This is a genomic window from Clostridium sp. FS41, from assembly GCF_000954015.1.
Lineage (GTDB): Bacteria > Bacillota > Clostridia > Lachnospirales > Lachnospiraceae > Enterocloster > Enterocloster citroniae.
On record NZ_JYHN01000056.1, the window covers coordinates 177191 to 199816 of the forward strand.

At 51.1% G+C, this 22626-nt stretch carries 19 protein-coding genes; 3 read left to right on the forward strand and 16 right to left on the reverse strand.

Going from position 1 to position 22626, the window contains the following annotated elements; translation table 11 throughout:
- Positions 1–14: 14 nt before the first annotated feature.
- From CLFS41_RS11310 to ftsH, 7 genes are all read right to left on the reverse strand, one after another.
- Positions 15–932, reverse strand: coding sequence for an ABC transporter permease (locus tag CLFS41_RS11310; RefSeq protein WP_007867390.1), 918 nt, complete (start codon positions 930–932; stop codon positions 15–17).
- A gap of 6 nt (positions 933–938) precedes the next feature.
- A complete protein-coding gene (locus tag CLFS41_RS11315) occupies positions 939–2003 on the reverse strand; it encodes an ABC transporter permease (RefSeq protein WP_007867395.1) in 1065 nt (354 codons plus the stop codon).
- A gap of 3 nt (positions 2004–2006) precedes the next feature.
- Entirely contained in the window at positions 2007–3527 is a 1521-nt protein-coding gene (locus tag CLFS41_RS11320; RefSeq protein ID WP_082082565.1) for an ABC transporter ATP-binding protein, read from the reverse strand.
- Positions 3528–3588: 61 nt separating this feature from the next.
- Positions 3589–4713, reverse strand: a complete 1125-nt coding sequence (locus CLFS41_RS11325) for a BMP family protein (protein WP_045092338.1) — start codon at positions 4711–4713, stop codon at positions 3589–3591.
- Positions 4714–4973: 260 nt separating this feature from the next.
- Complete coding sequence (locus CLFS41_RS11330) at positions 4974–5729, reverse strand: response regulator (protein ID WP_207740068.1); 756 nt, start codon at positions 5727–5729, stop codon at positions 4974–4976.
- Between the two features lie 5 nt (positions 5730–5734).
- On the reverse strand, positions 5735–7528 hold the full coding sequence (locus CLFS41_RS11335; RefSeq protein ID WP_007867411.1) for a sensor histidine kinase: 1794 nt from the start codon (positions 7526–7528) through the stop codon (positions 5735–5737).
- A 191-nt stretch (positions 7529–7719) separates the two neighbouring features.
- Positions 7720–9867, reverse strand: a complete 2148-nt coding sequence (ftsH, locus tag CLFS41_RS11340; RefSeq protein WP_007867413.1) for an ATP-dependent zinc metalloprotease FtsH — start codon at positions 9865–9867, stop codon at positions 7720–7722.
- Positions 9868–10106: 239 nt separating this feature from the next.
- Between ftsH and CLFS41_RS11345 the strand changes: the two genes are divergently transcribed.
- Entirely contained in the window at positions 10107–11708 is a 1602-nt protein-coding gene (locus CLFS41_RS11345) for a CTP synthase (RefSeq protein ID WP_007867415.1), read from the forward strand.
- A gap of 79 nt (positions 11709–11787) precedes the next feature.
- Here CLFS41_RS11345 and CLFS41_RS11350 read toward each other — a convergent pair whose 3' ends face one another.
- The 4 genes from CLFS41_RS11350 to CLFS41_RS11365 are packed head-to-tail and all read right to left on the reverse strand — an operon-like array spanning position 11788 to position 16204.
- Positions 11788–13110 carry a lactate racemase domain-containing protein gene (locus tag CLFS41_RS11350; protein ID WP_045092339.1) on the reverse strand — a complete coding sequence of 441 codons (1323 nt, stop codon included), beginning with the start codon at positions 13108–13110 and terminating at the stop codon, positions 11788–11790.
- A 48-nt stretch (positions 13111–13158) separates the two neighbouring features.
- Positions 13159–13521, reverse strand: a complete 363-nt coding sequence (locus CLFS41_RS11355) for a DUF1667 domain-containing protein (RefSeq protein ID WP_045092340.1) — start codon at positions 13519–13521, stop codon at positions 13159–13161.
- A complete protein-coding gene (locus CLFS41_RS11360) occupies positions 13518–14750 on the reverse strand; it encodes an FAD-dependent oxidoreductase (protein ID WP_330653918.1) in 1233 nt (410 codons plus the stop codon). Before CLFS41_RS11360 ends, CLFS41_RS11355 begins: the two co-directional genes overlap by 4 nt.
- 5 nt (positions 14751–14755) lie before the next feature.
- Positions 14756–16204 (reverse strand): NAD(P)/FAD-dependent oxidoreductase, encoded by a 1449-nt coding sequence (locus CLFS41_RS11365; protein WP_045092342.1) that lies wholly within the window; start codon positions 16202–16204, stop codon positions 14756–14758.
- 208 nt (positions 16205–16412) lie between these two features.
- On the opposite strand from CLFS41_RS11365, the gene CLFS41_RS11370 reads away from it, so the two are divergent.
- Together CLFS41_RS11370 and CLFS41_RS11375 are read left to right on the forward strand one after the other, a co-directional pair.
- A complete protein-coding gene (locus CLFS41_RS11370) occupies positions 16413–17330 on the forward strand; it encodes a LysR family transcriptional regulator (RefSeq protein ID WP_045092343.1) in 918 nt (305 codons plus the stop codon).
- A 152-nt stretch (positions 17331–17482) separates the two neighbouring features.
- Complete coding sequence (locus CLFS41_RS11375) at positions 17483–17665, forward strand: hypothetical protein (protein WP_007867442.1); 183 nt, start codon at positions 17483–17485, stop codon at positions 17663–17665.
- A gap of 162 nt (positions 17666–17827) precedes the next feature.
- On the opposite strand, the gene CLFS41_RS11380 is transcribed toward CLFS41_RS11375, so the two are convergent.
- The 5 genes from CLFS41_RS11380 to CLFS41_RS11400 all read right to left on the reverse strand — a co-directional run bounded on the left by CLFS41_RS11380 (position 17828) and on the right by CLFS41_RS11400 (position 22485).
- Positions 17828–18571, reverse strand: a complete 744-nt coding sequence (locus tag CLFS41_RS11380) for an amino acid ABC transporter ATP-binding protein (protein WP_007867445.1) — start codon at positions 18569–18571, stop codon at positions 17828–17830.
- Entirely contained in the window at positions 18571–19371 is an 801-nt protein-coding gene (locus tag CLFS41_RS11385; RefSeq protein WP_007867449.1) for an amino acid ABC transporter permease, read from the reverse strand. The genes CLFS41_RS11380 and CLFS41_RS11385 overlap by 1 nt, the downstream gene beginning before the upstream one ends.
- A gap of 79 nt (positions 19372–19450) precedes the next feature.
- Entirely contained in the window at positions 19451–20374 is a 924-nt protein-coding gene (locus tag CLFS41_RS11390) for a transporter substrate-binding domain-containing protein (protein ID WP_045092344.1), read from the reverse strand.
- A gap of 314 nt (positions 20375–20688) precedes the next feature.
- On the reverse strand, positions 20689–21564 hold the full coding sequence (srtB, locus tag CLFS41_RS11395) for a class B sortase (protein ID WP_045092345.1): 876 nt from the start codon (positions 21562–21564) through the stop codon (positions 20689–20691).
- A 54-nt stretch (positions 21565–21618) separates the two neighbouring features.
- On the reverse strand, positions 21619–22485 hold the full coding sequence (locus tag CLFS41_RS11400; protein ID WP_007867456.1) for a hypothetical protein: 867 nt from the start codon (positions 22483–22485) through the stop codon (positions 21619–21621).
- Positions 22486–22626 lie beyond the last annotated feature (141 nt).

The window sequence follows — 22626 nt, forward strand, 5'->3', positions numbered from 1 at the left end:
TGTTTACCAGAAAATCAATTCTCCTTACTGTATGTAACCCCCAGCTTGGCCGGCACATTAAAGCTTTTTCTGGAAACGGTCAGCACAATTGTCAGTATATAGGGGAGTGCGATAAACAGCTCGTTGGGGAAGTTTCCGCCTCCGCCCATGGACTGCATATAGATAGCCAAAGCCTCTGCCAGACCGAACACAACCGTGCCGATCACCGCTCCCTTGGGGTTCCAGTTCCCCAGGAAACAGATGGCAAATGCAATCCATCCGCGGCCGCCGATCATGTTGGTGGTAAACATCCCAAGATACCCTACGGAGTAAAATGCGCCTGCTACTCCGCCCATCATGCCGGCCAGCAATACGGTCAGGAAACGCACCGTATTCACATTGATACCAGCCACATCCACAGCCTCAGGATTCTCTCCCGTGGAGCGGATGGTCAGTCCGATGGATGTCTTAAACAGCATAAAATAAGACACAGGTATGATCAGATACACCACATATGTCAGTATATTCTGCTGGAACAGGACCGGCCCAAGAACCGGGATCCTGCTGAGAACCGGAACGGCGATCTCCGGCAATGGGCTGATTTTCAGAGGCGCTGTAGGTACGCCGAAAAACACTCTCTGAAGGTAGGTGCAGATACCGGCTGCCAGCACGTTGATGGCAGTTCCCGTAACCACCTGGTGCTGCTTTAAATAGATACACACCACGCCGTACACAGCCGCAGCGGTCACCCCTGCCAGGATGGCGCACAGGATGCCGATGAATGCATTTCCCGTTATATAAGTTCCCACAAATCCACCCCAGGCGCCCATGAGGAAAATCCCCTCTATGGCGGTTACCATCATACCGGAACGCTCTGCGATCACCTCTGCAATGGAGCCGAAAAGCAGGGGCGTACTCATCATCAATGCCCGTTTTAATAAACTTACGATCATACAGCTTTACGCTCCTTTCTGCAGTTTAAGCTTCTCTCTCCTGTTCTCCAGGTAATGTCTGAAGAAATAGGAGATGATTACAAACAACATGACAAATCCCTGCATCAGATCCACAATACTGGACGGCACGTTTACCCCCGGCATGCGGCCCATCAGGTTGCCCATCACTCCCAGGGCACCAAACAGGATGGACGCAAATATAATACCGATGGGGTTTGCATTTGCCAGAATGGCGATGCCCAGACCGGCCGAACCCACGCCGCTGTTAAAATCCTGGATCAGCATGTGCTGCACCCCGTTTACCTCCGTAAATCCGGCCATACCCGCCAGGGCTCCGCTGATAAAAAATGCAATCACAAATATCTTTTTTGAATTGATGCCGGACATCCTGGCCGCGGAATCATTGCTTCCCACTGCCCGGATGCGGTAGCCGAGAGGTGTCTTGTACAGAAGGATCCATATGCCCACAGCCACCAGAACAGCCACCACAAAACCGGCATGCAGCCTGGTCCCCTTGACAATGGTCGGCAGCCATGCGGCTCTGGTAATGGCATCTGTCTGGGGATATTCCCCCTTGGATTCCTTTAAAAAGGTGCGCAGCAGATAGTTCATCACGTTTAAAGCCACATAGGTCGACATCATGCTTACCAGGAATTCATTAGCTTTATAATGGGCTTTCAAAAAACCGATCAATGCTCCGATCAGCCCTCCTGCCAGCGCGGTCGCCAGACATACGACCACCAGCAGGACCAGGGTGGGAACCTTTCCGTCCAATTGGAGTGACAGCGCAATGGCCGCCACTGCTCCCATGTAAAACTGCCCCTGGGCGCCGATATTAAACAGGTTTGCCTTAAAGGTAAATGCAAATGCCAGCGCGGTAAAGATCAGGGGCGTTGCCTTGAGGAACACCTCGCCTGTGGTATATTTATCCGTGAGCATGGTGGTCACAGAGTAGGTAAATACCTCCCATGGGTTAATATGTAACAGGAGAAGCATCAGACCGCTGAGAAGCAGGCCCGCAAGGATCGCAACCGCATTGGTCACGATCATATCCCTTATCTTTGCATTCATGCTTTATGCCCCCTTCTCTTCTTTATATCCTGCCATCAAAAGCCCGATCCGCTCTGTGGTCAGCTCGTCATGGCGGTAGATTCCCATAAATGCGCCCTTGTAGATAACAGCGATCCTATCGCACAGTTCAAATATCTCAGACAGCTCCGTGGACACTAAAAGGATGCTCTTTCCCTTCCTGCGCTCTTCCAGTATATTGGTATGGATGTTGTTGATCGCACCCAGGTCCAAGCCTCTGGTGGGCTGGTCCATAACCAGCATCTCACCTGCATTGTTGACCTCCCTGGCCAGTATCACCTTCTGCTGATTGCCGCCAGACAGACCCCGTATCTGGGCATCTGGTCCCGGCGCCTTGATCTCAAAGTCCTTAATGGCTTTTAGGGTATATTCATACAGCTTTTTCCTATTGAGAAAACCGTGATCCGTCCATTTTCTGTCAAAGCTGGTCTTTAACATCATATTCTCAGCCAGGGTCATTTCCCCTACCATGGCATCCCGGTACCGGTCCACGGGCACATAGCCGATTCCAAGGCTGATGCGCTCCCTCACAGAGGTGGAAGTGATATCCCTTCCCTTAAGGAAGACACGGCCGGATGATACGGGAAGGGCGCCGCAGATGACCTCGCACAGTTCCTCCTGTCCGTTGCCGCTGACCCCGGCCACACCGAAGATCTCGCCCTCCATGATCTGGAAGGAAAGGTCATTAAGTACGGGCAGGGCGCCCCTATGCCGGACCGTCACATTCTGAAGTTCAAGGCACACCTTCCTGTCCCTGTCCCCCTCATTCTCTTCCCTTTTTGCAACCACCATTTCCTTTCCCATCATAAGCCTTGCCAGCTCCACCTCACTGGTCTCATCCGCTGTCAGGTCGCCGGTCAGGCGTCCGTTCCTCATAACAATGATCCTGTCAGCCACCTCCATTACCTCTTTCATCTTATGGGTAATAAAGATAACTGAATTCCTCCTGGACGTATAATCCTTTACAAACTGCATCAGGGTTTCTGACTCCTGGGGGGTGAGGACAGCCGTTGGCTCATCCATGATCAGCAGGCTGGTCTTCAGGTACAATGCCTTCAGTATCTCCACTTTCTGCTGTACCCCCACGGCCAGATCGGCAATTTTTGCATCCACCGGAATATCAAACCCATACTGCTTTGAAAGGTCCTCCACTTCCCGCCTGCATTTGTCATAATCGATCACGCCGTGGACATTGCCAAGTACGATATTCTCCGTCACCGTGTGCGCGTTTACAAGGGAAAAATGCTGCTGTATCATGGAAATACCCAGGGCCATGGCGTCCCTTGGAGAGCTGATCTTCTGTTCCTTTCCATCCATGAATATCTGTCCCTCGTCCGCCTTATAAAGTCCGTACAGGATCTTCATGACCGTACTTTTACCAGCCCCGTTTTCACCCAGCAGAGCCAGGACCTCACCTCTTTGGATGGAAAAGGAAATGTCCTTGTTGGCCACTACCCTGGCAAAATATTTTGATATATTCCTCAACTCAAAAAACGGCGTATCCACAAGCGTCATCCTCCTTTAATCAATCCGGGAGGGCTGTTAAGGCCCTCCCTGTTATTTCCTGTTACTTTTCAAACATTGCCTGCAGATCAACTTTACCGTCCTTAAAATCCTTCAGTCCCTGGTCAACCGCAGCCTTCACCTCATCGGTAATGTTATCAGTGTATACTGGTACGAAAATGTCCTCGCTGATTCCAGCCTCGTGGACCATATTGCCGGAAAGCTTGCCCTCCATGTACTGGCTGATGGCCCATGTATAGAAGTTCTTAAAATCAAAGTTTACAGATGCAACCACGGTATTGGGGTCAATGGTGGTCTGGTCGCTGGAAAAGCCGATGAACTTGGCTCCCTTTGCCTTTGCCGCCTCAATGCAGCCCAATCCAACCTCATTTGCGTATACAAATAATGTATCCGCTCCATTGTCGATCATCTGCTCTGCCATCTGTTTGCCAAGCGCCACATCATCCCAGCTGTTGGCATATGCCCTTGTTGCCTTTGCCTCTGAGATGCCTCTCTCCTTTGCAATGGCAACCGCATTCTTCTCATATACATCCATCAGGTGCTCCATTGGCTCATTGGGGAAACCGCCGATGGTTGCAAAGTTGCCGTTCTCCGTCACATAACCTGCGATAATGGATGCCACATAGCTGGCCTCATATTCCTTTGGGAAAATAGGAGCCACATTGTCGCCGTCACATTTGGAACCATTGACAGCGCAGAAGGTGGTGTCAGGATAATTGGGGGCAACTGCCCCAACCGCCTCATCAAACTGTGATCCGGCCGCCATGATCAGGTCATAGCCTCTCTCTGCATATTCACGGAAGGTGGACTCATAGTCAGATGCCTGCACATTCTCCACATACTCCATATTGGTTCCCAATGTCTCGTTGCAGGCCACCAGACCCGCGTAGTTGGTTGCGTTCCAGCTCTGGTCATTGATGGGTCCGGGAAGGATCAGTACGATCTTATAATCAGCTGCGCTCTTTCCCTCTGTGGCGGGTGCTGCTGCCTCAGCTGCCTTTGTATCCGCAGTCTTTGTATCCGCTTCCTTGCTGTCCCCTGCAGCTGGTGCCGCCGCCTCAGTGGCTGCTTTGGTCTCAGCCGGTTTGCCGGAACTGCAGCCTCCCAGGGCAACTGTACTCACTGCCATGGATGCTGCCAACAGTAATGCGCCTAATCGTTTCTTCATAATTTTAATCCTCCTTTTTTGCGTGTCCGCCCTCAGGGTCCTGTATCTGCTATCTGACATCTCAGCTTTAATTCCCCAATGGACTGACGGTTACCAATTTCTTGTACCAATAGTATATCAGCAGCCCGTTGGACTCACAATTCTGTCAGATTACTATTTACTCCAAAATATTACGGATTTTGTAAGTATTGCTTAATAAAAGAAAGACTGGATATGATTTTTCGTCATATTTCCAGTCTTTTACATCATTTTCCAATATTTTATTTTTTATTGCGGTACTCCAGGGGCGTGATACCATAGGTTTTTTTAAATGCGCTGCTAAAGTACTTGGCCTCCTTGTACCCCACCATCTCAGCCACATCTGACACCTTATACTCCACATGGTTCAGATAGGTCCTGGCCTTTATCATCCTGTACTCGGTCACATACTCCATCAGGTTCTTCCCTGTATGGCGCTTAAAAAGCTCACACAGATAGTTGGGGGACAGGTGCAGCTCCTCAGACATATCCTTAAGGGTGATCCTTCCCCCGTAGTGGACCTCCACGTACCGGATCGCCTTTTGCACCAAAAGATTCCCGACACTATCCCCATCCGCCAGGTTGTCCGCCGCTGTGTCCCCCTGGATCTGTCCTTCCTGTTCCCCCTCCTCCCGGGCGGGTTCCAATTCCTTTTCAATTCCTTCCAGGACTGCGATCAGTTCCCTTGGATTAGTGGGCTTTAACAGATACCTGGTCACCCCCAGTTCAATGGCTTTCTGGGCATAGGCAAAATTGCTGTGGCCGCTGAGGATCACGATACGGATCTCCTGGTTCCGTTCACGGATCTGCCGGATCAGCTCCAGCCCCGACACTTCCGGCATCTTGATGTCTGTGACGATCACATCCGCCTCCTGGTCGTAGAGGGCGGTCAGGGCCGAATGGGCATCCTCAAAGACCCCGCTTACCTGCCATCCCTCCCTAGCCCCCAGAAGTTTCAGGAGACCTTTTCTGATCTTCGGCTCATCATCCACAATCATTAATTTCACCTTTCATCCTCCCTCCCTTCTTCCGGCTCAGGCTCCGGAGTTTCCTTTGGTATCCTCAGATAAATGGATGTTCCCATACCATACACGCTCTCAATCCTGATGCGGTACTGTTCACCGTAATGGAGCCGGATGCGCCTGTCCACGTTCCTGATCCCGATTCCCGTATGTCCCTCTTTTCCCAGGTCCGGAACCTCCTCCTTCAGATGGTCCAGCTGTTCCTGCGTCATTCCGATCCCGTTATCCCTTACCGAAATCCGGATCTCATCTCCCCCATCCATGATCAGGATACTCACGATACCGTTCTGCTTGCGGGGCTCAATGCCGTGGGTGATCGCATTCTCCACCATGGGCTGGAGAATCAGCTTGGGTACCTTTTCCTCCCGCACGGATTCGTCCACATCCACCTGATACTCCAGCCTGTCCTCCAGACGGTTTTTCTGTATCTTTAGATAGCTTAACACATATTCCACTTCCCTGTCCAGGGGTACAAAGGCGTTCTCATCCTCGATGCAGTACCGCATCAGACTGCCCAGGGAAATGATAATGTCGCTGATGTCGTACTCCTCCCGGTCGATCAGCATCCAGTTCACTGAATCCAGGGTATTGTACAGGAAGTGAGGGTTGATCTGGGCCTGCAGCGCCTGTACCTCCGCGTTTTTCTGCGCTATCTTTTCCTGATAAACCTGACGGATCAGGGTATTGATCTTATCCACCATGTAGTTAAAGGAATCCATCAGTTCACCGATCTCATCCTTTCTCCCTTCCGGCACACGCACGGTAAAATCCCCCTCCTGCACCTGGCTCATGGCCCTGGAAAGCCGCTTGATGGGCCTGGCCATGGCATAGACCAGTACGGCGATCACTGCTGCGATTCCAATGGTACACATGATCACCACCAGCCAGATGGCGCTGTTTAGATCCTTGGCCTGGGGGAACAGGCCCTCTGATGGGATGGCGGAGTAGGATTTCCATCCCGTAACTCCGTTGTACTGTCCGCACACATAGTATTCCTTCCCCCTCCATTCCAGGTCGAAACGGCGGATCCCCCGTTCAAACCGGTCATCGATCTCCTCCTGCCATCCCTTGTTCACCTTGGGATTGCTGCATATGACCTCTCCCTTCTGATCCACGATAAAAAGGTACTGGTACTGGAACAGGCCCTGGTTTCCCAACAGAAGATTGCTGAACATGTCCGGGTCCAGCTCAATAAGCATCATCCCCAGGACCCTGTCCCCCCGGTCATCCATAATCGCCCTGGCAACTGTCACCACCTGGCGCTCCTCCCGGGGCCGGGCAAAAAGCGCGGGCATGATCCCGGCCCACACCGCTTTGTTATACCGTTCCCCCACTGCCTGGTAATAGACGTCAAGAGTACCATCCGATACATCCTGCGGATCTCCCATCTCCGTATCACCGGTGGTGTATAAGATCTCTGACCGGTTGATGATGGAAATCTCCATCTGTTCACCAATGGATTTAATAAGGCTGGAGCAATAATCATCCAGATAGGTCCTGCGGATACTCCTCTCCCCCTTGTCCCACCCCGACAAGCAGGCTCCGCGGACCAGTTCGCTGTCCGCTGCATTGTCCAGCACTTCCATGATATAGCGCACCTTGACATTGATGTTGATATCGATTCGGTTGATGGTATCCGACATCTCCTGCTTTTTATTTTTAACCACAATATCCCTGCTGTGGCAATAGGATAAACCGCCGATCAGGGCGCCCTCGATCATGGCTGTCACAATAAATGCCAGCGTAAGCTTCAGGCGGAATGACATATGCTTCATAACCCGTTCCTCCGGATAGTTTTTATAGGGCAGCACACAGTCTGTCCACAATATTATATCAGAGAACGTGAGGGGAAGCATTAAAAATATGTAACAGTTCAGGACAGCGGGAAAATGGGGGCAAAAGCGGGCATAAAAACAGCGGGGCACCAACCAACTGGTACCCCGCTGCACATATGGGTCATATTTAATTACTTGTTATATTCATCTCCCGGGTGGTTCCAGATCGTCTCCTGGTTTTCACCGGAACCAAACCTCTGGCCATCTCCGCGGCTGCCCGAACCTGATCCGTCAGGCTGAACCTGGGACTGGGGTTTTGCTGCGCCGCTGTCCGGCGTCTGTCGCTCATCCCTTTGATCCGGCCCATGGTTCTCATCCCTTTGGTCTGGCCCATGGTCCCCGTCCTTTTGCTCCGATGTATGGGTTTCTGCCTTCCGTGCAGCATCCTCATCCGTCTTCTGCCCGGCATCCTCATCCGTCTTTTCTTCCTCCGGCTCCGGTATTCCCTTTACCCTGCGGAAAATCTGCATAAACTCCTTGCCGGTGATGGTTTCCTTCTCGATCAGGAAAGCGGCGATCTGATCCATGGCATCCTTATTATCACTGAGCAGGCGGATGGCCTCCTGATAGGAATCCTTCAGTATCTTCATCACTTCCTGGTCGATCTCGGCAGCGGTGGCATCACCGCAATTTAATACGTTACGGCCTGTGAGATACTGGTTCTCCTGGGACTCCAGACCCATAAGGCCAAACTTATCCGACATTCCGTACTGGGTTACCATGGCTCTCGCCACATTGGTGGCCTGCTGGATGTCGTTGGCCGCTCCGGTGGTAACCGTCTCAAATACGATCTCCTCCGCCGCGCGTCCCGCCATCAGCTCTACCAGTCTGGCCTCAAGCTCCTTCTTGGTGTTCAGGTACTTCTCTTCCTCCGGAACATTCATAACATACCCCAGAGCGCCCATGGTCCTTGGAACAATGGTGATCTTCTGTACCGGCTCGGAATGCTTTTGAAGGGCGCTTACAAGCGCATGGCCCACCTCGTGGTAGGACACGATGCGGCGCTCCTCCTTGCTCATGATCCGATCCTTCTTCTCCTTGCCCACCAGAACCACTTCCACTGCCTCAAACAGATCCTTCTGGGATACTGCGCTGCGGCCATGCTTAACCGCGTTGATGGCTGCTTCGTTCATCATGTTGGCCAGGTCGGCGCCCACTGCGCCGGAGGTGGCCAGGGCAATCTCCTTAAAGTCCACGCTCTCATCCAGAAGCACGTCTTTGGAGTGGACCTTAAGTATGTTGATACGCCCGTTCAGGTCAGGCTTATCCACGATAACACGGCGGTCAAAACGTCCCGGACGGAGCAGAGCCGGGTCCAGGATCTCCGGGCGGTTGGTGGCTGCCAGAACCAGAAGTCCCTTGGTGGAATCGAAGCCGTCCATCTCGGAAAGAAGCTGGTTCAGGGTCTGCTCACGCTCGTCATTGCCTCCCATACGGCTGTCACGGCTGCGGCCAATGGCATCGATCTCATCAATGAAAATGATACAGGGGGCATTTTCTGTTGCGTTCTTAAACAGGTCGCGGACACGGGATGCACCCACGCCCACGAACATTTCCACAAAATCGGAACCGGACAGGGAATAGAATGGCACATGGGCCTCACCTGCCACCGCTTTTGCAAGAAGGGTCTTACCTGTTCCGGGAGGGCCTACCAGCAGAGCGCCCTTGGGGAGCTTGGCGCCAATCTTGGTGTATTTACCGGGATTGTGAAGGAAGTCCACGATCTCGGTCAGGGATTCCTTTGCCTCATCCTCCCCGGCCACATCCTTAAAGGTGATGCCGGTCTCCTTCTGCACATACATCTTGGCATTGCTCTTGCCAACCCCCATGATTCCGCCGCCGCCCATCCGCTTCATGGTAAAGTTCATGAGGAACAGCAGGAACAGGAAGGGCACCGCATAATTCAGTAGGACCAGCAGCAGGGTGCTGGTGTCATTCTTCTCCTGGTGGGTATCCACATTGTACTCCAGGAACCGGTCCACAAACTTATAGTCCCCCGGCACCTTTACCACATAGTAATCCAGATCCTGGGAATACTTGGTATTGCCTGACTTTGGAATAACTGTGATCTCCGAGTTTCCGATCTTGATGGATTCCACATCCCCTGTCTCCACCATTGTCACAAACTCATTGTAGGACAGTTCCTGCCGCCGCTTGGAGTTTAAGTAGGAGTTCATCCAGCTCACCAGGCCAAATGTAAGCAGGGCAGCTATCAGGAGCATGGTGATAGTTTGCCAGTTGCTCTTCGTATTTGGATCTTGTTTGTTATTATTATCCATATCGTACTAATTCTCCCTCTGAATAGGTCATCTATCAATTCCCAACAAAAACCCATTCTCTACCATTATAGTGTCAGTCTCCCCATAAATCAAGAAAAGAACAATTAAATTTCTTAATTTTTTACAAAAAGTCCTAGATTTATTTTTCATGTGGATGTATAATGTATCAGTTATTTTTTTGATACTATTAACACATTAACAAAAGCAGGTCACACCAATCAAAAGGAGGTATCCCCACTATGCCAGTCAAGTACGTATTTGTTACAGGCGGCGTTGTCTCCGGCCTTGGCAAAGGAATCACAGCCGCATCCCTTGGCCGACTGCTGAAAGCAAGAGGTTACAAAGTAACCATGCAGAAATTCGACCCCTACATCAACATTGACCCCGGCACCATGAACCCGGTCCAGCACGGAGAAGTATTCGTGACAGACGATGGCGCCGAAACCGACCTGGACCTGGGACATTATGAGCGCTTCATTGACGAAAGCCTTACCAGGAATTCCAACGTGACCACAGGCAAGGTCTACTGGACCGTGCTGCACAAGGAGCGCCGCGGAGACTTTGGCGGAGGTACGGTACAGGTAATCCCCCACATTACCAATGAGATCAAGAGCCGCTTCCACCGCAACTACTCTGAAACCGAAACCGAGATCGCCATTATCGAAGTCGGCGGTACGGTAGGCGATATTGAAAGCCAGCCGTTCCTGGAGGCGATCCGCCAGTTCCAGCACGAGGCAGGTCCCGGAAACACCTGCATGATCCACGTAACCCTGATCCCCTACCTGAAAGCTTCCGGCGAACTCAAGACCAAACCCACCCAGGCCAGCGTCAAAGACCTTCAGGGAATGGGAATCCAGCCTGACATCCTTGTCTGCCGTTCTGAGCAGCCCCTGGACGAAGGCATCAAAAACAAAATTGCCCTTTTCTGTAATGTTCCCCCTCACCACGTACTCCAGAATCTGGATGTGGACGTGCTATATGAAGTACCCCTTGTCATGGAGCAGGAGCACCTGGCCCAGTCAGCCTGCGAATGCCTGAATCTTCCCTGTCCCGAACCTGACCTGACGGACTGGCAGAATATGATCGATGCCTGGAAACATCCCAAGCAGGAAGTGACCGTAGCCCTGGTAGGAAAATACATCCAGCTACATGATGCCTATATTTCCGTGGTGGAGGCCTTAAAACACGGAGGAGTTGCAAACCATGCCCATGTAAATATCAAGTGGGTGGATTCAGAAACAGTCACTGAGGAAAATGCAGGACAGCTGTTTGGCGGTGTAAAGGGAATCCTGGTGCCCGGCGGATTCGGTGACCGCGGGATTGATGGCAAGATATACGCCATCCAGTATGCCCGGGAACACAACATTCCATTCCTTGGACTCTGTCTTGGAATGCAGCTGTCCATAGTGGAATTTGCCCGCAATGTGATCGGCTGCAGGGATGCCCACAGCGTGGAGTTAAATCCTGCCACCACCCATCCTGTCATTCATCTCATGCCTGAACAGGACGGGGTGGAGGACATTGGAGGCACTTTAAGGCTGGGCTCTTATCCCTGCGTACTGGACAAGTCCTCCAAGGCATACCAGGTATACGGCCAGGAGACCATACACGAACGCCACCGCCACCGCTACGAGGTAAACAATGACTACCGTCAGCTGCTTACCCAGAACGGAATGAAGCTTTCCGGCATTTCCCCCGATGGCCGGATCGTGGAAATGGTGGAGATCCCCAGCCACCCCTGGTTCATTGCCACCCAGGCCCACCCGGAGCTTAAATCCCGGCCCAACCGGCCCCATCCATTATTTAAGGGATTCATTGAGGCGGCCCTGAACGCAGAGTAATTAAGTAACAAACATGTACGGTTTCCAGGATCAAGGGTAACACTTCCGGAAACCGTACATTTTTATTTATATCTGGCAATTATGGCGCAGCCATGTATTCCGCAGGTGTGGTCAAATTCCCTGATTCATCAAACTCCAGCGCCTTGGGTTCATCCAGAGCTTCTACCCCCGGATACAGCCCCTTTTTTACATCCTCATAGTACGCCTCTGACAGCATGATCTCCCCGATATGGAGACTGTTGGCAATGCGCACCACCCGTACCCGCCCCCTGTCTATCTTATTGCAGGTACGGATACACAGCTGCAGGGCTTCCCTGTCAGTGGCCACCACACATGGGATCCGTGCCGAAGCCAGCACCGTGCTGGTGATACAGTTGGGATACATCTTTTCGATATCCATTTGATCAAAAATCTTTTTGGTAATGGCAGAGGCCAGTCCGCAGCCCAGCGCATTGCCGTGGCTGGCCTGGCTCAGGTTCAGGAAACAGGTTCTCTGCACCCTGATCCCACCGGTTGCATAGGGTGTTGAAAAAGTTCCTGTAATATTGGGGTCCACTCCTGTGCCGCTGTAATTTTTGCCGATCTCATCCACCACCAGCACGTCTGTCTCCCCCATCATAAGCTTGGGCATGTTGGAAAAGGCATATTTTAGAAGCTCCGGCTCCCGCTCCATGATATCCTGTGCAAGGATCGCCTCAATCCTGCAAGTCTCATCATATGCATTTTCCATGCATGGGATCGCAAGCAATATCTTTGCCTTTTCCAGCACCACCCTGGCCATGGTGGGAATGTTTTCAGCAATCACATCCATTCCATCGCTGTGCACAATGCTGGCGCCTTCCTGCTTGCCAAGGCCCACTGTCATCATTTTGCATGGCCCGCTCTCATAAGCTCCGCGAAACGCATTGTGGGGCTTAAGCCTGCATGATATGATAATGCCGTCCGCTTCATATGCATTCCTGTCAATAAACACCCGCCTGCCTCTCTCAGAAACCCCAAGCTCCACCACCTCCATGGAGGACCGGATCGGGCATCCCATGGTTTCCGGGGTAATATCATAGCTTGCCAGCACCTCCAGCTGTCCCTCTGCCGTAGCGCCCCCATGGCTTCCCATGGCCGGGACGATAAAAGGTACTGCCCCTCTGCCCTTGACAAAATCCACAATGGCCTTTGTAATAATATCCACGTTTCGTATGCCCCTGCTTCCTGCCGTGACGGCGATCCTCATCCCCGGCTTGATCAGGGACGCGAACCGCTCCTGACTCAGCTGCTGATCCACCACCCCCGCAATCTCCTCCCGAGGAATTACCTCCCTGGGAAATGTCTGCCTTGCATGGAACATCCTGGGGATTTTAACATCCCGCAGCAATCCCGATACCATTCCTCCCTCTGTCACCTTCATACTTTTTATTTATCCTCCTTTTACAGCTAACATTGGTCCATCTGGATATCAGGCCTCCAAAACGTTCTTTGTCACCACCACATCCACCTCCCTGCCCAGCAGATGCCTGACAGCCACATCCCCGATATGGACCGGAGCATGTATGGTCACCTTCCTGATCTCCTCCATTGCCCTGAAAATATCCTTCTTGGGAATGGGAGCGGACAGACGGACGCTGGCCAGGGGCAGTTCACCGCCCTTGATCCGTATGGAAGTGGCTATGTTCCTCACCGGAGCGGTCATTTCCTGGAGTGCATAACCATGGCCTTTTGGACATCGGTTTCCACTGATGTTAAGCACCTTCCCATCCTGTTCCTCCACCTGAAGGCTGCAGCCCACAGGGCACACAATACAGGTAAAGCTTGTTTTCATACCACCTTCACCTCCACATCTTCCCGGCAGTTTAAGACAGACGCGTCCACGGTAATCTGGATCATCTCTGCCGGATTTGCTTTTTTAAATGTCTGCTCTTTGATCACACGGCCTCCTTGGAGCACCTGGATCCTGCGGTCACTCATGGGCCTTTTTACCCTGAGGGATAGACAGAAGGACTTGTTCCCGCTGATCTTCTGCGGTATGGTGTGAGTAATGTGTTCATCGGTCCTTATGTCCAGCCCGCATGATGGAAGGCCGCCTTTTCTCACATACTCCGCCGCGGCGTCCCCCAGCCGTTCCGCCTCCCTGGACACAAAATCCACCAGGTCATGGACATGGAGCACATTGCCTGCCGCAAAGATTCCGTCTACACTTGTCTGGTAATTTTCATCCACCACAGCGCCTTTGCTCCTGCCATCCAGTATGACACCCGCCCCAAGGGACAGTTCATTTTCAGGTATCAGTCCCACCGAGAGGATCAGGGTATCGCACGCATATGTCTTCTCACTTCCCGGAACAGGCTGCATGTGATCATCCACCTGGGAAACCACCACGCCTTCCAAACGCTCCTTTCCAAGAATATCGGTCACCGTATGGCTTAGATACAAGGGTATATCGTAATCCCGAAGACACTGTTCTATATTTCTGGGAAGTCCGCTGGAATAGGGCTGTATTTCAAACACGGCCTGTACATGGGCTCCTTCCAGTGTCAGACGTCTGGCCATGATCATGCCTATATCCCCTGAACCCAGAATCACCGCTTCCCTTCCCACCATCTTATTCTGGAGATTGATATATGCCTGGGCCACGCCTGCAGTGTAGACTCCTGCCGGCCGTTCCCCGGGGATACTCACAGCGCCTCTGGTTCTCTCCCTGCAGCCCATGGTGAGAATGACCGCCTTGGCCTGCAGTTCGATCATCCCTTCCCTGGAGGAAGCGTAAATCCTTTTATCAGGTGTAATCTCCAATACTGTGGTATCCGTAATATACGGGATTCCCATATCATCCACCATGTCCATAAAACGCTGCGCGTATTCCGGACCGCTTAGTGTCTCCTTAAACCGCGTGAGACCAAATCCATCGTGGATGCACTGCCGCAGGATCCCTCCCGGTTTTTTCTCCCTCTCAAGGATCACAATGTCGGTTATCCCTCTGCGGTATAGCTGTACTGCTGCAGCCAGGCCAGCCGGCCCCCCGCCAATGATCGCTGCTGATACCTGTTTCACCCCCGTCACCTTACCTTTCCTGTAAACATATATGAATTTTCTTTGGAGTAGCGCACCTGTCTCTCGTCAATCCCAAGTTCCTCCTGGATCATGGCTGTGATACGCGTTTCACAGTAGCCTCCCTGACATCGTCCCATGGTAGCCCTTGTCCTGTTCTTGATCCCGGTTACAGTATGGACTCCCAGGGGATTATGGATGGCCTGGAGGATTTCCGCCCTGGTAACCGTCTCACAGCGGCATATAACCTCCCCATAATCAGGATTGCCGGCAATGGCTTCTTTCTTTTCCTTTTGATCCATATCCGAAAAACGCCTGATCCCTTTACGGTACGGTGAAAATGACGGATCGATCCGCGGATTTTCCTTCTCCCTTAGGATCGCTGCCGCTCTCCTGGCCAGGGGAAGGGCGCAGGTGACGCCCGGAGACTCGATTCCCGCCAGGTTTACGGTACAGGGATGGGAATCGTCTGATTCCAGCACAAAGTCCTTATTTTCCCCTGTTTTCGGATCATAGATCTTCCAGCGTATTCCCGCAAAATTCCTGATAAAATACTCGGGCTTCATTTCCTTAAACATCCTGCGGCCATCCCTGTAAAGTCCGTCCATATGTTCTCTGGTCACCTTGTAATCCTCGTATCCCTCCGTTATATAGGAGTCGGGCCCCACCAGTACGTTTCCATCAATGGTGGGGGTTGCATGGGTTGCGAACCCTCCCTTTTCATTGGGCGCCGGGTAGATGGGTATCCTCATATTTTTCCCTGCCTTTTTATCCAGCACATAATACTCCCCCTTAAATCCCCTGACCGGATAATCGGGATATCCCAGCATGGCGGAAATTTGGGACGCATACATGCCTGCGCAGTTGATCACCCACTTTGTCCTCACATCCCCTTTGCAGGTATGTATCAGATATCCATCCTCTTCCCGCCGGATTCCCTCCACCCTGCGGCCGAACAGAAAACGCACGCCGTTTGCACATGCATTTTCCGCCAGGGCTATGGTGTACTGCATGGGGTCCAGGATGCCGGAGGACGGGACGTACATGGCAAACTCCCCGCCCGCATTGGGATCCAGCTGATTGAGACGGGCCTTGTCGATCATTTCCATTCCTCTTACACCGTTTCGTTCCCCGATTTCCTTGAATTTAAGAATATTCCTCCTGTCCTCCTCATCAAATCCCACAACCAGCTTGCCGGTCCTGCGAAATGGGACATCCAGTTCCTCTGCCACCTGGTCAAATTCCCTGTTTCCCTCCACTGCGCACTCTGCTTTCAGCGATCCCGGCGTATAGGTAAATCCGGCATGAAGCATTCCCGTATTCCTGCCGGAATTGCCGCAGGCCACATCCGGTTCTTTTTCCAGAACCGCAATGTCGAGACAGAAACGGGACAATTCCCTGGCAACAGCGCTGCCCACCACCCCTGCTCCAATAATGATTACATCATATGCTCCCATAGGTTCCTCCTTGTCATCTCCAGCCGCCCCTTTTTAAGGCAGCCGATCCATAACACGATTATATCCTCCGGCCTTCTATAAGTAAAATTCTTAATTTCACTATATGTCTTAATAAATCCATTTATAAAATCCCGCATACCTGCTATAATTTTCCTAAAACATGTTTGAACTACCCGCATTATAATTGGCAGAGGAGAGACAGATACCCATGGATTTAAAACAGATAGAATATATCCTTAAGATTGCAGAAGAAAAAAATGTCAGCCGGGCCGCCATGAAGCTTTTTATCTCCCAGTCCGCCTTAAACCAGCAGCTTTTGAAGCTGGAAAAGGAACTGGGCGCGCCCCTGTTTTACCGGACCCGTCATAACTGGGAACTCACAGAAATCGGGGAGCTCTATGTACAGGGCGCCCGTGAGATCATGCTCACCAAGAAAAACACCTATCACAGAATCGCAGATGTACTGGACCGGTCCCAGCGCTCATTTTCCCTGGGAATGCCGGGCGGGCGGGGTATTGCCATGTTCACTTCCATATATCCCCGCTTTCTGCAGATGCATCCCAATGTCTCCATCTCCCCTCTGGAGATTGGAAGCTATGACATGCAGAACATGATCGCCAACGGAAACCTGAACCTGGGCTTTATCACCATCGGTCCCCGTGAAAAGGCCAATATCAACTACATCCATATCTGTTCCGAGGAATTTTATGCCGCCCTGCCCTCCTCCCACCCCATTGCGCGGTCCATAAAAAGCAGGGAAAAGGAATACCCTCAGCTGGATCTGCGGCTTCTGAAAGACGAATCCTTTGTGCTTATGTACCAGAAGTCCAGCTGCCGCGCCGTAACAGATTCCATTTTCCAGGAAGCGGGGTTTTCTCCCAACATTTTATTTGAAACCTCCAGCGCTGCCGGCATTCCCTCCTTTGTCTCATCCGGGATCTGCTGCGCCATTATACCCAAATGTTACACAAAAAACATGGATGGGATATCCCTTTTTTCCCTCCCCTCACATCCCTACTGGGATCTGGATTTCTGTTATGCCAGGCAAAGTTATGTAAGCCAGCCGCTGAAGACCTTTATCGAACTTTCAAAGGATTATTGGAAATCTTATTACCAGGACCAGTGACCGCTAAATTATATGTTTGAAAAAAAATGACTTTTTCCGCTGCAATTGCCAGTATAATTCCCGCTTTTCCATACAAACTAACTCTGTAATACTTCACACACATCATTCATTTCATACAGACACAAAAACATGTAAGGGGAGGTGATTTCCAAATGGATACCAGCAAGGACACGGAAAAAGACCCGTTTGACATCGACATTCAGGCCTGTTCCACCATGGATTGTACCGGGCTGATTCCCTCTCTGCCTCAGGACGATGCGGAACGTGAATCATACGAGGACCTTTATCCCTATATCACAAAGGCCCAAAAGGTGGATGAGGACGCAAAGGGATAAATCCTGACGCCCCGCAAAACCACGGAAAAAGGCGGCACAATGGAATGGATCTGCATGGGCCAAGATCATCTAAGCCCTGCAGCCTTATTCCATCGTGCCGCCCTATTTTACCGTAAATCATTCCGTAATCATATCCCTCATAAGCCCCATGACAGCCTGATATCATCCATGCATGAAACGGCTCAGGAATTCCTGTGTCTGCCTGTCTTTGGGTGCCCCAAATATCTGCTCCGGAGCTCCCTCCTCCACGATCACGCCGCCGGCCATGAATACCACATGGCTGGATACATCCCTGGCAAATGCCATCTCATGGGTGACAATGATCATGGTAAGACCTTCACCGGCCAGCTTGCGCATAACCTCCAAAACCTCTCCCACCATCTGGGGATCAAGGGCGGAAGTGGGCTCATCAAACAGCAGTACCTCCGGCTCCATTGCAAGAGCTCTTGCAATGGCTACCCTCTGCTTCTGCCCGCCTGACAGCTGCCTTGGTTTTGCGTTGATATATGGTGCCATTCCCACCTTTTCCAGATAGTACATGGCATTTTTCTGCGCCTCAGCCCTGTTCTTTTTCAGGACCTTGGTCTGACCGATGATACAGTTATCAAGCACGGTCATGTTATTAAACAGGTTAAAACTCTGGAACACCATTCCTACCCTGGAGCGGTACTGAGGCGCATTTACCTTCTTGTCAGCTATGTTGGTGCCATGGTAGACGATCTCCCCTGTGGTAGGTGTCTCAAGCAGGTTCAGGCAGCGCAAAAGCGTGGATTTTCCGGAACCCGATGCCCCGATGATACAGGTGACATCCCCGCTGCTGACTGAAAAGTCAATGTCCTTGAGAACCAGATTGGTGCCAAAGGTTTTGCTCAGGTGGCGGATCTCTAAAATATTATCTCCCTTCATCACGCATCCTCCTTATTCTTGCCCTTATCATCCGGAAAACGGTACATACCGCTGGTATGGGCCAAGGTGTCCGTGGTGGCCAGGTCAAAGTTATCGGCCCCATCCATCCGGTTCTCCCACCAGCGAAGGATCCTGGAGCATGTGAATGTCATGATGAAGTACATGATCATGGTAATGGTATATGTCTCGAAATTCATATAAAGCGCTCCTGCGGCCGCCTTGGTCTTGTACAGCAGCTCCGTCACACCGATCACGGAGAGCACGCAGCTGTCCTTGATATTGATGATCAGGTTGTTGCCGATCTGAGGCATGATATTGCGCAGTGCCTGGGGCAGGATAACATAGACCATAGTCTGTACATGGGTCATACCGATGGATTTAGCCCCCTCTGTCTGACCCGGGTCAATCGAAAGGATTCCGCCCCTGACCGTCTCCGCCATGTAGGCGCCCGTATTGATGGAGAGAATAAAATTAGCAGCTCCCCACATGGACATATCAATGCCAAGAAGGGGCAGAAGTCCAAAGTAAATAAACATGGCCTGGGCCATCATGGGGGTTCCGCGGAAGAACTCCACATAGGCGTTTAATATCAGTTTTACCACCCAGAGCACGGCTCTCTTTACCGGGTTATCTCCCTTTCCGCTTGGTATGGTCTGGACAATACCAACGGCAAAGCCGATGATACAGCCCACCAATGTACCTACCAGTGCAATCCTCATACTGACGCCTGCACCCTGCAGCATTGACATACCATATCGGTTGAATACGACCATTACGCGGCCGAAAAAGTCTGTAGGCATATCCTTTCTCCTTACTGTCTGAACGTACTTTATTCCTCCCCGCAGCCACGGTCAGTGACTGCGCAGAAGGGTGTATCAATTAATTAGCCAGCGGCTGTACAGAGATGGCTTCATCCATCATCTGAGAGAAGTCATCCTTTGTCATCTTGGTGAGAACACTGTTGATGGCATCCTGTAATTCGGTATTTCCCTTCTTTAATGAAATACCAATATTGATGTCCTCATCCGTTACCTGGAAATCATTCTCCCCGCCGCCGAACTCGATCATCTTAAAGTTGGGGTAAGCAACCAGTGCGCCCTTGCCCGTTGGCTGGTCTGTCACAACCAGGTCACACTTGTCCGCATTCAGGGACATCAGCATGTCCGGTGCGCTTGCGGTAGCCGCCAGTACATTGGCTCCCTCGATCTGCGGCAGGCATGTGTTATACCAGATGGTGCTCTGCTGGGATGTACAGGTTGCTCCTGCCAGGTCGGCTACGCTCTTTGCATCCGCATACTTGCTTCCCTCCTTAACCAGGGTAACGATAGTCGCATAATAATACGGCTCAGTAAAATCCACTGCCTGAAGGCGCTCGGATGTAATGGACTGTCCGGCGATGACGCAGTCAACCTTTCCTGTGGTTACGGCCGGGATCAGGGAATCCCAGTCCAGACGCACGATCTCCAGATCATATCCCAGTTCGTCACAGATCTTCTTTGCCATCATTACATCATATCCGTATGCAAATTCATTGCTGTCAGCAATGGGAACCGCACCGTTGGAATCATCGGGCTGGGTCCAGTTATATGGCGCATATGCACATTCCATGGCAACTCTCAGCGTCTTTTTCTCTCCTGCCGCCGCTGTTGTATCTGCTGCCGCCTGGCTGTCGCCGGAAGCTGCTGTGGCGGCATCCGCTGCTGTTGTAGATGCGGTGCCGGAACCGCCGCATGCTGTCAGGGAACCTGCGGCCAATACACCGGCCAGAACCATGCCTAATACTTTCTTTGTACTCAATTTCATAATAATCTCTCCTCTTTTAATGGAATCTATGCGGTCTTACTGTCTAAGAAAAAAGCCACACCCATCCACACAGGTATGACTCCATTGTCATCTGATGACCGGCAATCCCCTAAACAGTTTAACCTTGCCCTATTATCCTCCGGCACTCTTTATTTTATTAAATAAAATGTGCCTAACGTGCTAAGTATAGCATATCTCTTCTTGATTTCCAATACCTATTTACGTTTTTTTATGCATTAAACAGGTATAAATAAATGTAAAATCAGCCACAAATCTGCCAATTGGGAATTTGTGGCTGATACCTTATACATCACTTACTCTTTTGCCTGGGCTGCCTCCTGCTGTTTGGCTTTCATCAAGTCATCCATCTTCTGCAGGAACTCTTCATCAGGCCCGATCTCCCTGCCGTCCTCATCCACCTCCACGGCAAAGAGGAACGTCCTGGCATCATTGATCTCATAGCTGCAGGTTACCAGGGTATACAGGGTCTTGGCCGGATAAGTAATATCCACCGCGTAGCTGCAGGGTTTTATCATCTCATGGACGAAGGCGTCAAAGGACTCCTGGGATTTAAAACGGGTCTTTCGCACAATGGGCTGGGCCTCTCCATAATAACATGCCACTGCCTTCAGCCTGATCTCCCTGTCCGGGGTATAGATGCTGAAATACTGGTGCTCCTTAAAGTAGTCTTCCTCTTTATAGCGCACCACGTCCTTGAACATGCTTCCATTCTTCATGTTGTGGCCGTACAAAATATTGTTGCGCCCCACAAAATCCCCCTGGCTTTCAAAGTCCAGGTAAATGGCTCCGCCTATGCTTTCCTTTCCGTAAAAGTCATGGTTCAGATAAAAATCATTGTCCGTTCCCTGGACAATGGGGTAATCGATATTGGTATCCGGCACCCTGATCCATCCGATGGTATCCGGATTTTCTTCTTTTAGTTCATCAAAATTAATGGGTGAAACATAGGGTTCTGTCTCAGGCTCTGTCTCAGGTTCCTCTGTGGGCGCCTCGGTCTCAGGCGGCGCTGTGGTTTCCCTGGCAAGTTCCGCCAGGCGGTCATACTCGGCCTTGGCCCTCTGGTCCTCCATGTAACGATGAATGGTCATCCCCCCGCTGACAAGCATGACTGCAGCCAGTATAATGATGATGATCCTACGTATCCCGCTTTTGCCGTTCCTCTGCTCCATCTATGTCTGTCTGTCCTTTCTGTCTGAAAACGTATGTGAAGATAATACCTGGCTTTAGGCCAGGTTCGCCGCCTCCGTGCTGTCCTCTTCCTTCCAGCTGTCACTGCGAAGCACAGCGTCCTGCATCAGAAGAATCATCTCCATGAAGCTCCTGAAATTAATCTGGCGGCGCCTCTCTTTCCAGCATATAATTCCCTGCCAGGTGGAATTTCTCCTGAAAAGCACCCTTACCACAAATGTGGCCGGTCCGAAGTTGCCCGCGCACACGGTCACGGTCCTTGGTATGATTATATTTCCCTGGTCCGTCCCCTCAGGTAAGGGGTTCAGCATGTGTTCAATGGCTTCCTTAATATCAAATTCATTACAGAATAATTCCCTCTGTTCCACGGCAGGATGGGAAATATCGCCCTTCATGATAAAATTATCATAATTGCGGACCACCACCTCGCACATCTTCTTGCCCAGACCATAAGGGTTATCCTCCGGCCCTGGACCCAGCTCCCTGCTGAAATATTCCATTAATTCCAGAAAGCTTAAAAAGGAATGTGTCTCCCCATTCCTTAAATTTCTGATATCCCCCTGCCAGGTCGCATGAAACCGGTACTTAACATGAAGCCTGAACTCTCCAAGTTTTCCTTTGATTCCCTCAGAAGCTCTGGTTCCATGCTGTGGTTCCTCTATCCTGATATCCGCAGGCTTTTTATTAAAATTCCTCTGGTCCACACTCTTCATGGGATAATGCAGCTTGTCAAATAAGCCTTCCAATAGCAATGTCATCTCTGACAGACTTTTAAAGGCCATCCCCTGATCCAGGCTGTCGTGAAAAACCTGTCCACTTAACAGCCTGTTATCAAAGCTGTCTATGGTTATGGTATAATATTTGTATGAATCCGGCAGTGCTCCTGTTCTCGCAACAGACATATATTCACCTGCTTAACTTTGAATTGTTGTAAAATGTCCCATTTATCCTGTTATCAGTATAACAGCCCACGGTTACATTCCGGTTACAAAACTTCCCTTTGCTAAAATTTTTTTTAAGTTTTATTCTGGACATTTCCCCTA

Coding starts and splice junctions, on each gene's coding strand:
- CLFS41_RS11310 (WP_007867390.1), bottom strand. CDS start 932: ATGATCGTAAGTTTATTAAAACGGGCATTGATGATGAGTACGCCCCTG.
- CLFS41_RS11315 (WP_007867395.1), bottom strand. CDS start 2,003: ATGAATGCAAAGATAAGGGATATGATCGTGACCAATGCGGTTGCGATC.
- CLFS41_RS11325 (WP_045092338.1), bottom strand. CDS start 4,713: ATGAAGAAACGATTAGGCGCATTACTGTTGGCAGCATCCATGGCAGTG.
- CLFS41_RS11330 (WP_207740068.1), bottom strand. CDS start 5,729: ATGATTGTGGATGATGAGCCGAAGATCAGAAAAGGTCTCCTGAAACTT.
- CLFS41_RS11335 (WP_007867411.1), bottom strand. CDS start 7,528: ATGAAGCATATGTCATTCCGCCTGAAGCTTACGCTGGCATTTATTGTG.
- ftsH (WP_007867413.1), bottom strand. CDS start 9,867: ATGGATAATAATAACAAACAAGATCCAAATACGAAGAGCAACTGGCAA.
- CLFS41_RS11345 (WP_007867415.1), top strand. CDS start 10,107: ATGCCAGTCAAGTACGTATTTGTTACAGGCGGCGTTGTCTCCGGCCTT.
- CLFS41_RS11350 (WP_045092339.1), bottom strand. CDS start 13,110: ATGAAGGTGACAGAGGGAGGAATGGTATCGGGATTGCTGCGGGATGTT.
- CLFS41_RS11355 (WP_045092340.1), bottom strand. CDS start 13,521: ATGAAAACAAGCTTTACCTGTATTGTGTGCCCTGTGGGCTGCAGCCTT.
- CLFS41_RS11365 (WP_045092342.1), bottom strand. CDS start 16,204: ATGGGAGCATATGATGTAATCATTATTGGAGCAGGGGTGGTGGGCAGC.
- CLFS41_RS11370 (WP_045092343.1), top strand. CDS start 16,413: ATGGATTTAAAACAGATAGAATATATCCTTAAGATTGCAGAAGAAAAA.
- CLFS41_RS11375 (WP_007867442.1), top strand. CDS start 17,483: ATGGATACCAGCAAGGACACGGAAAAAGACCCGTTTGACATCGACATT.
- CLFS41_RS11380 (WP_007867445.1), bottom strand. CDS start 18,571: ATGAAGGGAGATAATATTTTAGAGATCCGCCACCTGAGCAAAACCTTT.
- CLFS41_RS11385 (WP_007867449.1), bottom strand. CDS start 19,371: ATGCCTACAGACTTTTTCGGCCGCGTAATGGTCGTATTCAACCGATAT.
- CLFS41_RS11390 (WP_045092344.1), bottom strand. CDS start 20,374: ATGAAATTGAGTACAAAGAAAGTATTAGGCATGGTTCTGGCCGGTGTA.
- srtB (WP_045092345.1), bottom strand. CDS start 21,564: ATGGAGCAGAGGAACGGCAAAAGCGGGATACGTAGGATCATCATCATT.
- CLFS41_RS11400 (WP_007867456.1), bottom strand. CDS start 22,485: ATGTCTGTTGCGAGAACAGGAGCACTGCCGGATTCATACAAATATTAT.